We start from the raw sequence: 13339 nt of genomic DNA, 5'->3' as shown, positions 1-13339 counted from the left end.
CCGGGCCAATTCGCTCGTACCGGAAATGGGAGGCGGCCAATGGCAGAAACGTCGAATGCCGATGGCGGGCGTCTGACGACCCATGTCCTCGACACGGCGACAGGCAAGCCGGCGGCGGGATTGTCGATCGCGCTTTATCACCTCGAGGGCAAGGCGCGGACACATTTGAAGACCGTTGTCACCAATGCCGACGGCCGTTGTGACAAGCCGCTGCTCGCCGGCGCGGAGTTCCGCCCCGGAGAATACGAACTGGTCTTCGCCGCAGGCGACTATTTGCGCCAGCAGGGGTCGAGCCTGCCGAACCCCGCCTTTCTCGATGTGATACCGATCCGCTTCGGCATGGCCGAACCGCTGCACTACCATGTGCCGCTGCTCGTCTCGCCCTATGGCTATTCGACCTACAGGGGGAGCTGAGGCATGGCCAAAATTAGCATCCGCAATGAAATCCGCTTCATCCTCAACGGCAGGGACGTCGCGCTTTCGTCGGTGGCACCCGACGCGACCCTGCTCGACTGGCTGCGGCTCGACCGGTCGCTGCGCGGCACCAAGGAAGGCTGCGCCGAGGGCGATTGCGGCGCCTGCACCGTGTTGGTCGGCAAGCTCTCGGCCGGCGGGCTGGTCTATGAAAGCGTCAATGCCTGCATCCGTTTCCTCGGCTCGTTGGACGCCACCCATGTCGTGACCGTCGAGCATCTGCGCGGCGTATCAGGCCAACTGCATCCGGTGCAGCAGGCGATGGTCGATTTCCACGGCTCGCAATGCGGCTTCTGCACGCCGGGCTTCGTCATGTCGCTCTATGGCCTGTGGATGAAGTCGTCGAATCCGTCGAACGCGGATATCGAAAAGGCCTTGCAAGGCAATCTCTGCCGCTGCACCGGCTACGAGGCGATCATGCGCGCGGCCCAGGCCATCTCGAGCTACGGCAAAGCGGCAAAAGATCCGCTGGCGGCGGAGCGCAAGGCGATCACCGCCAGGCTCGAGGCCATGCATGACGGCGCCCGGATTGAGATCGGTTCGGCCAAGACGCGGCTGGTCGTACCGGGCAATGTCGACGATTTCGCCGCTGTGCTGGACAGGGACCCCAACGCCACCATCGTTGCCGGCTCAACCGATGTCGGCCTCTGGGTGACCAAGCACATGCGCGATATTTCGCCGGCCATTTTCATCGGCAATCTCGACGGACTTTGCACCATCTCGGAAGACAACGGCATCATTTCGATCGGCGCGGGCGTCACCTACACTGATGCCTTCGCGATATTGGCGAAGCGTATCCCGGCGCTGGGGCCGTTGTTCGATCGCATCGGCGGCGAACAGGTGCGCAACATGGGGACCATCGGCGGCAATATCGCCAACGGCTCGCCGATCGGCGACACGCCGCCGCCCTTGATCGCTCTTGGCGCAAGTCTCACCCTGCGCAAGGGCAAGAAGCGGCGCTCGATTCCACTGGAAACCTTCTTCATTGCCTATGGCAAACAGGACCGGCAGCCGGGCGAATTCGTCGAGGCCGTGCACGTTCCGGTTCCGGTCAAGGGCACGAAATTCGCCGTCCACAAAATCACCAAGCGCCGCGATGAGGACATCACCGCGGCCCTCGGCGCCTTCTTCCTGACGCTGGCCAGCGATGGCACGGTGGCGGAGGTGCGCATTGCCTATGGCGGCATGGCGGCGACGCCGAAGCGGGCGTCTTCTGTCGAAAAAGCGCTGCTCGGCAAGCCATGGACGGAGACCACGGTTGACGCGGCGATGGTCGAATATGCCAGGGATTTCACCCCGCTCACCGACATGCGGGCCTCGGCCGAGTATCGTGCGCTCGCGGCGCGCAATCTCTTGCTGCGCTTCTTCGCCGAGACCAGCGGTACCAGGGAGCCGATCCAGGTTTCGAGGCACGAGGCGGCATGATGAACAAGCACGCTCCCCCCAATCTGAAGGCTGAAAAGATCGCCGGCGGCGTTGCCACCGATCAACGCCATGACTCCGCCCACAAGCATGTCAGCGGCACGGCCGTCTATATCGACGACATGCCGGAACCGGCCGGCACGCTGCATGGCTGCCTCGGGCTTTCTGCCGCCACGCATGCCACGATTACCAGCATGGATCTCTCGGCGGTGCGTACAGCGCCCGGTGTTGTCGACGTGCTGACGGCCAAGGATGTGCCGGGCGAGAACGACATTTCGCCGACAGGCCGCCACGACGAGCCGGTGCTGGCCGACGGCAAGGTGCAATTCTATGGCCAGCCAATCTTTTGCGTCATTGCGCAGACGCGCGAGCAGGCGCGTCGCGCCACCAGATTGGCCAAGGTCGAATACAAGGAATTGCCCTTCGTCACCGACATTGGCGCGCTCGATCCGAAGAAGGACAAGGTCGTCACGCCGCCACTGACGCTGAAGCGCGGCGATGCCGCTACAGCGATCCGTCAGGCGCCGCGCCGGCTAAAGGGAAAAATGCGCATCGGCGGCCAGGAACACTTCTATCTCGAAGGCCATATCGCCATGGCCATTCCGGGCGAGGATCAGGACGTCACCATCTATTCCTCGACCCAGCATCCGAGCGAAGTCCAGCACATGGTGAGCCATGCACTCGGCGTGCCGAGCAATGCCATCACGGTGGAGATCCGCCGGATGGGCGGCGGCTTCGGCGGCAAGGAGACGCAAGGCAACCAGTTTGCCGCATTGGCGGCGATCGCCGCGAAGAAACACCATCGCGCCGTGAAGATCCGGCCCGACCGCGACGACGACATGATCGCCACCGGCAAGCGTCACGATTTCCTCGTCGACTACGAAGTCGGCTTCGATGACGAGGGCAACATCCTCGGCGTCGATTTCATGTTCGCGGCGCGCTGCGGTTTTTCGTCGGACCTTTCCGGCCCGGTGACCGATCGCGCACTGTTCCACTGCGACAACACCTATTTCTGGCCGGCGGTGCATGCGCAATCGGCGCCGCTCTACACCAACACCGTGTCGAACACCGCCTTTCGTGGTTTCGGCGGCCCGCAAGGCATGGTCGGCGCCGAGCGCGTCATCGACGAGGTGGCCTTCGCCGTCGGCAAGGATCCACTCGAAATCCGCAAGAAGAATTTTTATGGTACGTCAGACCGCAACATCACGCCCTACCACCAGACGGTCGAGGATAACATCATCCAGCGCATCGTCGCCGAGCTCGAGCAAAGCGCCAGCTATGCGCGGCGCCGGCGTGAGATATCGGCCTTCAACGCCAACAGCCGTTTCATCAAGCGCGGCCTGGCGCTGACGCCGGTCAAGTTCGGCATCTCGTTCACCGCCACGCATTATAACCAGGCCGGCGCGCTGGTGCATGTCTATACCGACGGTTCGGTGCATCTGAACCATGGCGGCACCGAGATGGGGCAGGGCCTCTACGTCAAGGTTGCGCAAGTGGTGGCGGAAGAGTTCCAGATCGACCTCGACCAGGTCAAGATCACCGCGACCACGACCGGCAAGGTGCCGAACACTTCGGCCACGGCAGCGTCGTCCGGCTCCGATCTCAACGGCATGGCGGCGCAAAATGGCGCTCGCCAGATCAAGGACCGGCTGATCGATTTCGCCGCTGAAAAATATCAGGTGCCGCGCGATCAGGTGCTGTTCCTGCCCAACCGGGTGCGCATCGGCAACCAGGAAATCGCCTTCGCCGACCTCATCAAGCAGGCCTATATGGCTCGCATCCAGCTGTCGGCGGCGGGTTTCTACAAGACGCCGAAAATCCACTGGAACCGCGACAAGGGCGAGGGCCGCCCCTTCTATTATTTCGCCTATGGCGCGTCGTGCTCGGAGGTCTCGGTCGACACGCTGACCGGCGAATACATGGTCGAGCGCACCGATATTCTGCATGACTGCGGCCGATCTCTGAATAGCGCCATCGACATCGGCCAGATCGAGGGCGGCTTCATCCAAGGCATGGGCTGGCTGACGACGGAAGAACTGTGGTGGGACGCCAAGGGCCGGCTGCGCACGCACGCGCCATCGACCTACAAGATCCCGCTCGCCTCCGACCGGCCGAAGATATTCAACGTCACCTTGGCCGACTGGCCGGAAGCGAGCGAGCCGACCATCCACCGCTCCAAGGCAGTCGGCGAGCCGCCGTTCCCGCTCGGCATGTCGGTGCTGCACGCCCTGTCGGATGCAGTGGCCAGCGTCGCCGACCACAAGATCTGTCCGCGCCTCGATGCTCCTGCAACGCCGGAGCGGGTGCTGATGGCGATCGAGCGGCTGAAGAAAGAGGCCAAGGCCTGAGTCTGGTCCCCGGCGTCGGCAACGCGTGCAATTCAGGCCGAAAAACCCTATGTTTCCCGCACGGGAATGCGAATGATGAATTCGAAAATGCAAAGCCTCAAAGACTTCCTTGCTAGGCAGGGCCGTATCGCTTTGATCGAGGTCGCCGGGACAAAAGGCTCGACGCCACGCGAGAAGGGCGCCTTCATGCTCGTCTCGCAATCGGCGATATCGGGCACGATCGGCGGCGGGCAACTTGAGTATATGGCCATCGACAAGGCCAGGCAGATGCTTTTCTCCCCCCTTGAGGGGGAGATGGCCGCAAAGCGGCCAGAGGGGGTCGGCAGAGGCAGCGCGCGACCTAAAGCGTCGAGCACTGCTGCGACGACCCCACCCGACGGCTTCGCCGCCACCCTCCCCTCAAGGGGGAGGGATATTCGCGCGACCCTCGACGTGCCTTTGGGCCCCGAGATCGGCCAATGCTGCGGCGGGCGCGTCGAAGTGCTGATCCGGCTCGTCGATGCAGCCCTTGCCGCCGATCTGGTTGCGGCTGCGGAAGCCGAGGAGGCTCACTTGCCGCGTGTCTACATCTTCGGCGGCGGCCATGTCGGCCAGGCGCTGGCGTCGACGATCGCACTTCTTCCCGTGCACGGCATCGTCATCGAGACGCGGGCCGAAGCACTGGAAGGCATGCCGGAGACCGTCGAGACCCGGCTGACGCCGATGCCCGAGGCCGAGGTGCGAAACGCTCCCGCCGGCACCGCCTTCGCCATCCTGACCCACGATCATGCGCTGGATTTCCTGATCGTCGCCGAGGCGCTGAAGCGCGGCGATGCCGCCTATGTCGGCATGATCGGCTCGAAGACCAAGAAAGCGACGTTCAGGACCTGGTTCCTGAAATCGGCGGACGGCAGCCAAGCTGAGTTTGCCCGCCTCGTCTCGCCGATCGGCGGCGACACCGTCAAGGACAAGCGCCCGCAAGTCATTGCGGCGCTGGCGGCCGCCGAAATCATGACGGCGCTGGTCGTTCACACCGCAGTGTCAAATCCCGACCGCCATGTTCCGCATGACAGGGTGATGGCGGGCTAAGCTGCGCCGCAGTTAACCGGCTGTTTCAAACCCAGTTGGTCGCGCAATGTGCGGCCCTCGTACTCCTTGCGGAACAGGCCGCGTCGCTGCAGTTCCGGCACGACGAGCGTGGCAAAGGCATCCAGTTCGCCTGGGAAATATGACGGCATGACGTTAAAACCGTCGGCCGCGCCACCCTCGAACCGAGCCTGCAGTTCGTCGGCGACTTGGGCCGCAGTGCCGACGATGCGCCAATGGCCACGCGCGCCGGCGAAATGCCGGGCAAGCTGGCGGATGGAGAGGCCGTCGCGGCGCGATTGCTCGATGACCAGCGCCTGCCGGCTTTTCATCCCCTCGCTCTCCGGCAGATCCGGCAGCGGCCCGTCGATCGGGTAGCACCACAGATCGGAGATGCTGAGATAGCTGGACAGCAGCGCAACGCCGACATCGTCGGGGATCAGCGCCTGCAATTCCTCATATTTTTCAAGGGCCTCCGCTTCGGTCTCCGCCACACCGGCGCGACGCCGGGCATGATCTTGATGTCGTCAGGCTCGCGCCCATAGGCCGCCAGACGTCCCTTGAGATCGTCGTAAAAGGCCTTCGCTTCCTCGAAGGTCTGCGCCGCGGTGAACACCACATTGGCGGTGCGGGCGGCAAGGTCGCGGCCGACATCCGAGGCGCCGGCCTGAACCATGACCGGGGCGCCCTGCGGCGAGCGTGGCAGATCGAGCGGGTCGCGAACCGAAAAGCTCTGGCCGTCGTGACCGGAGGCGCCGAGCTTGCCGTTCCAGAGCCCGGTGACGACTTCGGCGAATTCACGCGCGCGCTCATAGCGATCGGCATGGGGCTTGAGGCCGGTCGAGCCGAAATTGGCGGCCTCGATGGGGCTGGCCGAGGTGACCAGGTTCCAGCCGGCGCGGCCGCCGCTCAGATGGTCGAGCGACAGGAAGGTTCGTGCCAGCCCATAGGGCTCGTTGTAGCTCGTCGAGGCTGTTGAGACGAGGCCGATGCGGCTGGTCTGGACGGCAAGCGCCGAAAGCAGGCTGATCGGCTCGAAGCCGATCGAGCGCGAGGTCTGGCTGGCAATGCCGACATTGGCTTCCCGCAGGCCCGCGGCATCTTCGCAGAAGATCATGTCGAATTTCGCCGCCTCTGCCGTGCGCGCCAGCGCGATGTAGTGGTCGATGTCAGTGCCGGCGGTGACGTGCGCCTTGGCATGGCGCCAGGCGGCGATGTGGTGGCCTGTCGCCCACAGGAAGGCGCCGAGTTTCATCTGGCGAGCGGTCATCGGTCACCTCCGCCGGCAAGCCCGAGATGCGAGCGCAACGTCGTGCCGCGATAGTTCTCTCGAAACAGGCCGCGCTGCCTCAGTTCCGGCAAAACCAGATCGACGAAATCGTCGAGCGCTGAAAGCTGTGCCGGCATCAGGATGTTGAACCCGTCGCAGCCTCTCGCCCGGAATTCCTTTTCCAGCCTCTCGGCGAGGGCAGCCGGCTTACTATCGGCGGTAGGCGCGACGTTCGTCAGCACTTTCACAGCGTCCGGATCGCGTCCGCACGCCGTGACACGGCGCCGGATATCGTCATAGCGTTCTGTCGTGCCCTCCACCGGTCCGCCGTCCAGCAGGATGATATCGGCGGTGCGAGCGGCAATATCGAAGTCGGATTCCTGCAGGCCCGACAAGACGAGCACTGGCGTATCCTGCGGCGACCGGGCGACGTTCAGCGGTCCGCGCACGGAAAAGGACGCGCCCTTGTGCTCGAGCAGGTGCATTTTTTCGGGGTCGTGGAAGCGGCCGCCGCTCTGGTCGAACAGCAGCGCGTCCGCATCCCAGCCCTGCCACAGACCTTGCACGATGCCGATATATTCCTCACTGCGACGGCGGAAATCGTCAGGCGAAAATCCTTCGGGCCGGCTGAAATTGGCTGTTTCCCGTGGCGCCTGCGCCATGGTCGCGTTCCAGCCACTGCGGCCATGGCTGATGATGTCGAGCGAAGCGAAACGGCGCGCCAGATTGTAGGGTTGGTGGGCAATTGTCGAGGCAGCGGCAACCAGGCCGATCCTGCTTGTGACAGTTGCCAATGCGGCCAGCAAAGTGGTCGCTTCGAAGGGCATCGGACTGTTCGCGGCACCGCCGCCGGAAGCCGGCGCTGAATCGGCAAGCAGCACCATGTCCAGGCCCGCCGCTTCGGCCTTTTGCACTAAACCGGCCAGGCGGCTGAATTCCCGCCCCGGTGATGGATCGATGGTTCCCGGAAACAGCGAAACGGCAAGATGCATTGTGGCGCCGTTGTCCATCGATGGTCCCTGCGAGACGAAATACCACCCGAACTATGTTCGCCACATCCAGGGATGGCAACCGCTGGCGCTGGGCCAAGCGCCGGTCACGTGCCGGCCAGCATTATTTCCCAGCTAGCAGATCGTTGATCAGTCGCTGGCAGCGCTCGGCCATGAAGTCGAGCAGCAGCCGTACTTTTGGATCCTGCAGCTTCTTGTGCGGATAGACGGCGGCGAACTGCACCGGTGTCGGTGGCGTGCTGCTCAGGATCACCTTCAGCCGCCGGTCGCGGATGAATGGCTCGACCTCGAAGCGCGGCTTGTTGATGATGCCGCGCCCCGAAAGCGCCCAGCCGGTCAGCACGTCGCCATCGTCGGTGTCGTAGGGCCCGTGCACCTCGAATTTCTGCGGGCCTGTGGGGGTCTGCAGCGTCCACACATATTCGCGCGCGCCGGAATAACGCAGCATCAGGCAGTCGTGCTTCTTGCCGATCAGCTCCTGCGGCTCCAACGGTTCGCCGCGGGCCTCGAGATATTTCGGCGCCGCCACCAGCACGCGCTCGCATTCCATGATGCCGCGCATCCTGAGGCTGGAATCTTCGATGATGCCGAGCCGGAAGGCGACATCGATGCCTTCCTTCATGATGTCGACATTGTGGTCCGAAAGCCTCAGCCTCACCTCGATGTCTGGGTATTTGTCGTGAAAATCGGGAATGCCCGAGGCGACCAGCCGGCGGCCGAGGCCCAAGGGTGCCGTAACGCGGATGGTGCCGCGCGGCTGGCCGGAAAGCGCCGAGACCGCGGCTTCCGCCTCGGTGATCGCCTCCAAGACCTGCTTGGCGCCCCCGTAAAAAACCGTGCCATGCTCGGTCGGCATCAATTGCCGCGTCGTGCGGTTGAACAGACGCACGCCCAGGTGCTTCTCCAACTCCTTGATGCGGTTGGAGGCGACCGCCGGCGAAATCCGCATGTCGCGACCGGCCGCCGACAGATTGCCGAGTTCGACCACGCGAACGAAGACGGCAATGTTGTCCAGATAGGCCATGCGGTTTCGTGGCTTTCCTGAGGCCGCCTTCGGGCGGCTCCCATCCTGCTGCGTGTGACTACCCTAGTATTTTCCATTTTTTTTTGAAAGTCATCGTGCGCCTCGCCTCTTTCCGTTTGCGCTCCAACCCGTAAAGTCGCCCAATCGGCAGGGACGATTTCAATGATGGATTTCGCGATTTTCTGGGACTGGCTAAGTTTTGCCGTGCGCTGGCTGCACGTCATCACCGGCATCGCCTGGATCGGCTCGTCCTTCTACTTCGTCGCGCTCGACCTCGGCCTGCGCCAGCGTCCCGGCATGCCCGTCGGCGCCTTCGGCGAGGAATGGCAGGTGCATGGCGGCGGCTTTTACCACATCCAGAAATATCTGGTGGCGCCGGCCGAAATGCCCGAGCATCTGACCTGGTTCAAATGGGAATCCTACGCCACCTGGCTGTCCGGCTTCGCCATGCTGTGCGTCGTCTATTATGCCGGGGCCGATCTGTTCCTGATCGATCCCAACGTGCTCCCAATGTCCGTCCCGGTCGGCATCCTGCTGTCGTTGGCAACGATCGGCGTCGGCTGGGTGGTCTATGATCTGCTGTGCCGCTCGCCGCTCGGCAAAAGCGACACCGGCCTGATGCTGGTGCTCTACTGTGTGCTGGTGTTCATCGCCTGGGGGCTGACGCATCTCTTCACCGGCCGCGCCGCCTTCCTGCATCTGGGCGCCATCACCGCCACGATCATGTCGGCCAACGTCTTCATGGTTATCATCCCCAACCAGAAGATCGTTGTCGCCGACCTCATCGCTGGCCGCAAGCCCGATCCGAAATACGGCAAGATCGCCAAGCAGCGCTCGCTGCACAACAACTATTTGACGCTGCCGGTGCTGTTTCTGATGCTGTCGAACCATTATCCCCTGGCGTTCGGCACTGAGTTCAACTGGGTCATCGCCTCGCTGGTGTTCATCATCGGCGTGCTGATCCGGCACTATTTCAACTCGATCCATGCCCGCAAAGGCAATCCGACCTGGACCTGGATGGCGGCACTCGTCCTGTTCATCGTCATCATCTGGCTGTCGACTGCGCCGAAAGTGCTGACCGGCGAACCCAAGGAATCCGCGTCGGCGCAAATCTATGTCGCTTCAGCGCATTTCCCGGCCGTGCGCGACACCGTGCTCGGCCGCTGCTCGATGTGCCATGCGGCGGAGCCGGTCTATGAGGGCATCTATCATGCACCGAAGGGCGTGATGCTCGACACCGATGCGGATATCGCCAACCACGCCCGCGAGATCTATCTGCAGGCCGGTCGCAGCCACGCCATGCCGCCCGCCAACGTCAGCCAGATTACCGACAAGGAAAGGGCACTGCTGGTGGCTTGGTTCGAAGGCGCAGGGAGATAGCATGAACTCGACACTTCTGCGCGGCCGCACGCTGTCCTTCGTGCGCTGGCCGCAGACCATCGACGATCATTCCGCCTGGCGCTACGAGGAGGATGGCGGCCTGCTGATCCGCGACCGCCGGATCGTCGCTGCGGGCACCTATGCCGATGTTGAAAAGCAGGCCGGCGAGACGGCGAAGAAAATCGACCACCGGCCGCATCTGCTGCTGCCCGGCTTTATAGATGCCCATGTGCATTTTCCGCAGATGCAGGTCATCGCCTCCTATGGCGCAGAACTGCTCGACTGGTTGAAAACCTACACCTTTCCGGAGGAAACGAAGTTCGCCAACGCCCAGCACGGCCGCCGCATCGTGCGGCTGTTCCTCGACGAAATGGTGCGCCACGGTACAACGACGGTCGCCGCCTACTGCTCGGTGCACAAGGCTTCAGCCGAAGCCTTTTTCGCCGAGTCGCATGACCGCAACATGCTCAACATTGCCGGCAAGGTGATGATGGATCGCAATGCGCCCGACGGCGTGCTCGACACACCGCAATCGGGTTACGACGACACGAAGGCGCTGATCAAGGAATGGCATGGCAAGGGACGGCAGCACTACGCCATCACGCCGCGCTTCGCCATCACCTCGTCGCCGGAGCAGATGGAGATGGCGGGCGCGCTGTGTCGGGAATATCCCGACCTGCACATGCAGACGCATCTGTCGGAAAACCACGCCGAAATCGCTTTCACGCAGGAACTCTACCCGTGGTCGCGCGACTATACCGACGTTTACGAGCACTACGGGCTGTTGGGCAAAAAGAGCCTGTTTGGACATTGCATCCATCTGTCGGAGCGCGAAGCGGATGCGCTTTCGGACTCGGGCTCGGTAGCGGTGTTCTGCCCGACCTCCAACCTGTTCCTCGGTTCCGGCCTGTTCGACTACCAGCGCTTCCGGCGCCGCGACAAGCCGGTCCGGATCGCCGCTGCCACCGATGTCGGCGGCGGCACCAACTACTCCATGCTGCGCACCATGGACGAGGGCTACAAGGTGATCGCGCTGAACGGAGAGAAGCTCAACCCGCTCCAGTCCTTCTGGCAGATGACGCGCGGCAATGCCGAGGCGCTGTCGGTGGCTGACAAGATCGGCACGCTGGATGAAGGCAGCGATGCCGACATCGTCGTGCTGGACGCCAGGGCAACGCCGGCGATGCGGCTCAGGATGGAAACGGTCGAGACGCTGGCGCAGGAACTGTTTCTCCTGCAAACGCTGGGTGACGACCGCACTGTCCGCGAGGTTTATGTGGCGGGGCGGCCAGCCAAGGCGGATATGATCGCGGGGTAAGAACCCTCACCCGGATTGCCAACCAAATTGCAAGGGCAATTCGGGGCAATCCGACCTCTCCCCGAGGGGAGAGGAGATCGCCAGTGCCGACGCTTTCCTCTTCTCCCCACCGGGGAGAAGGTGGCCGCGAAGCGGCCGGATGAGGGGCCGCTCCACGGAAGCTTGACCGAGCGGAGCTTGTCGTACACACGACGTGTGACGATTTCGGAGAAAGAAAATGGCCGTTGCTGACGACATCGCTCTGATCAAGAGACAGGAAGAGACCCTTGTCTTCGCCACCTTCGACGAGGCCGTCGCTTTCAAAATCGGCTCCGCCATTCGCGATCGTGCAATTGCCGAGAACCTGCCCATCATAGTCGACATCAGGCTGTGGGACCGGCCGCTGTTCTACGCCGCGATGCCGGGTTCGAACGCCTCGAACCCCGACTGGGCGCGGCGCAAGACCAATGTGGTCAAGCGGTTCCTGAGAAGCACCTACCGCATGGTGCTGGAACAGCAGCGCCCGGACCGCAGCTTCAAGATCGGCGAAGGGCTGGATATTGCCGACTACGTGCTGGCCGGCGGTGGCTTTCCGGTGACCGTCAAATGCGCCGGCGTCATTGGTGTGATCGCCGTCTCCGGACTGCCGGAGCGGGAGGATCATGGCGTCGTCGTCGATGCGCTGTGCGATCATTTGGGCGTCGACAAGCGCGGGCTGGCATTGCCTCGGGACGCCGAATGACCGTGCTCGATCCCAAGGCCTTCCTGACCTCCATCTTCAACGCCGCCGTTGCCGCCGCCGATCCGGAACGAACCATCCGGGATCATCTGCCGGCCAAGCCAAAGGGCCGTACCATCGTCATCGGCGCGGGCAAAGGCTCGGCGCAGATGGCGGCAGCGTTCGAGAAAGTGTGGGCCGGCCCGATCGAAGGGCTGGTCGTCACCCGCTATGGCTATGGCGCGACCTGCGAGCGCATCGAGATCATCGAGGCGGCTCATCCGGTGCCGGACGCTGCCGGTCTGGAAGCCTCGCGGCGCCTGCTCGCCAAGGTCCAGGGGCTGACTGAGGATGACCTAGTGGTGGCGCTGATTTCCGGCGGCGGATCGGCGCTGTTGCCGTCGCCCGCCGGCGGCTTGACGCTGGCCGACGAGATCGCCGTCAATGAGGCGCTGCTCGCCTCGGGTGCGCCGATCGCGGCGATGAACACCATCCGCAAGCACCTTTCCACCATCAAGGGCGGCAGGCTGGCAGCGGCCGCATGGCCGGCCAGGGTGGTGTCGCTGATCGTCTCCGATATTCCCGGCGACAATCCGGCAATGGTCGCCTCCGGCCCAACCGTACCGGATACAGGCAGCCGCGCAGACGCGCTGGCCTCGATATCGGCCTATGGCATGAAACTGCCGGCCTCGGTGATGGCGCATATCAATTCGCCGGCCGCCGATGCGCCAAGCCCGGATGACGAGCGCTTTTCGCGCAACGAGGTGCATTTGATCGCTTCGGCCGGGGTGTCGCTCGAAGCGGCTGTTGCGGAAGCGAAACGGCAAGGCGTTGAAGCCATCATCCTCTCCGATGCGATCGAGGGCGAAGCGCGCGAAGTCGGCGGCGTCCATGCCGCGATCGCGCGCGAAGTGGCGACGCGCAACCGGCCATTTCAAAAGCCGGTGCTGATCCTGTCGGGCGGCGAGACAACCGTGACGCTGCGCGCAAAAGGCAAGGGCGGCCGCAATTCGGAATTCCTGCTGGCCTTCGCCATCGGCATCAATGGCGTCGACGGCATTCACGCGCTGGCCGCCGACACCGACGGCATCGACGGTTCGGAAGACAATGCCGGCGCCTTCGCCGATGGCTCGACCGTATCGCGCATGCGCGCAGCCGGGGTGGACGCCAAGGCTATGCTTGCCGGCAACAATGCCTGGACGGCCTTCAACGCGGTTGGCGATCTTTTCGTACCCGGCCCGACCGGTACGAATGTCAACGATCTCAGGGCAATTCTGATCAGGTAGCTGAAGCAATTCCAGGAAGTGTGAAGCGGTTTTCCGTCTGGAATC

Annotated in this window: 10 protein-coding genes and 1 pseudogene; 8 read left to right on the top strand and 3 right to left on the bottom strand. The window is 63.5% G+C overall.

The window, feature by feature from the left end; all coding sequences use genetic code 11:
- The first annotated feature begins 39 nt into the window (after positions 1–39).
- The 4 genes from uraH (at position 40) to xdhC (ending at position 5312) form a co-directional block, all read left to right on the top strand.
- Positions 40–414: a hydroxyisourate hydrolase gene (uraH, locus tag NKJ11_RS26240; protein ID WP_023813630.1), complete on the top strand. Its 375-nt coding sequence runs from the start codon at positions 40–42 to the stop codon at positions 412–414.
- Positions 415–417: 3 nt separating this feature from the next.
- Positions 418–1899 (top strand): xanthine dehydrogenase small subunit, encoded by a 1482-nt coding sequence (xdhA, locus tag NKJ11_RS26235; RefSeq protein WP_352794639.1) that lies wholly within the window; start codon positions 418–420, stop codon positions 1897–1899.
- Positions 1899–4244, top strand: coding sequence for a xanthine dehydrogenase molybdopterin binding subunit (gene xdhB, locus NKJ11_RS26230; RefSeq protein ID WP_352794655.1), 2346 nt, complete (start codon positions 1899–1901; stop codon positions 4242–4244). Before xdhA ends, xdhB begins: the two co-directional genes overlap by 1 nt.
- A gap of 75 nt (positions 4245–4319) precedes the next feature.
- On the top strand, positions 4320–5312 hold the full coding sequence (gene xdhC / locus NKJ11_RS26225) for a xanthine dehydrogenase accessory protein XdhC (RefSeq protein ID WP_352794654.1): 993 nt from the start codon (positions 4320–4322) through the stop codon (positions 5310–5312).
- Here xdhC and NKJ11_RS26220 read toward each other — a convergent pair.
- The 3 genes and pseudogenes from NKJ11_RS26220 to NKJ11_RS26210 all read right to left on the bottom strand — a co-directional run bounded on the left by NKJ11_RS26220 (position 5309) and on the right by NKJ11_RS26210 (position 8613).
- Positions 5309–6579: pseudogene (locus tag NKJ11_RS26220) on the bottom strand (LLM class flavin-dependent oxidoreductase). The gene xdhC and the pseudogene NKJ11_RS26220 sit on opposite strands and share 4 nt — an antisense overlap.
- The gene (locus tag NKJ11_RS26215) at positions 6576–7589 is read right to left on the bottom strand and encodes an LLM class flavin-dependent oxidoreductase (RefSeq protein WP_128302774.1); all 1014 of its coding nucleotides are present in this window, start codon (positions 7587–7589) and stop codon (positions 6576–6578) included. The pseudogene NKJ11_RS26220 and the gene NKJ11_RS26215 overlap by 4 nt, the downstream one beginning before the upstream one ends.
- 103 nt (positions 7590–7692) lie before the next feature.
- Entirely contained in the window at positions 7693–8613 is a 921-nt protein-coding gene (locus tag NKJ11_RS26210; protein ID WP_128302775.1) for a LysR family transcriptional regulator, read from the bottom strand.
- Between the two features lie 162 nt (positions 8614–8775).
- Here NKJ11_RS26210 and NKJ11_RS26205 point away from each other — a divergent pair, with 162 nt between their 5' ends.
- From NKJ11_RS26205 to NKJ11_RS26190, 4 genes are all read left to right on the top strand, one after another.
- On the top strand, positions 8776–9993 hold the full coding sequence (locus NKJ11_RS26205; protein WP_352551289.1) for a urate hydroxylase PuuD: 1218 nt from the start codon (positions 8776–8778) through the stop codon (positions 9991–9993).
- A 1-nt stretch (position 9994) separates the two neighbouring features.
- Positions 9995–11311, top strand: a complete 1317-nt coding sequence (gene guaD, locus NKJ11_RS26200) for a guanine deaminase (protein ID WP_352551288.1) — start codon at positions 9995–9997, stop codon at positions 11309–11311.
- 217 nt (positions 11312–11528) lie between these two features.
- On the top strand, positions 11529–12032 hold the full coding sequence (locus NKJ11_RS26195; RefSeq protein ID WP_352794637.1) for a heme-degrading domain-containing protein: 504 nt from the start codon (positions 11529–11531) through the stop codon (positions 12030–12032).
- Positions 12029–13294 carry a glycerate kinase type-2 family protein gene (locus NKJ11_RS26190; protein WP_352442654.1) on the top strand — a complete coding sequence of 422 codons (1266 nt, stop codon included), beginning with the start codon at positions 12029–12031 and terminating at the stop codon, positions 13292–13294. The genes NKJ11_RS26195 and NKJ11_RS26190 overlap by 4 nt, the downstream gene beginning before the upstream one ends.
- Positions 13295–13339 lie beyond the last annotated feature (45 nt).

The sequence above is a fragment of the Mesorhizobium sp. M0243 genome (assembly GCF_040321775.1).
In the GTDB taxonomy this organism is placed as follows: domain Bacteria; phylum Pseudomonadota; class Alphaproteobacteria; order Rhizobiales; family Rhizobiaceae; genus Mesorhizobium.
The sequence above is the reverse complement of the archived record's forward strand: the minus strand, read 5'-3'. Positions and strand labels throughout refer to the sequence as shown.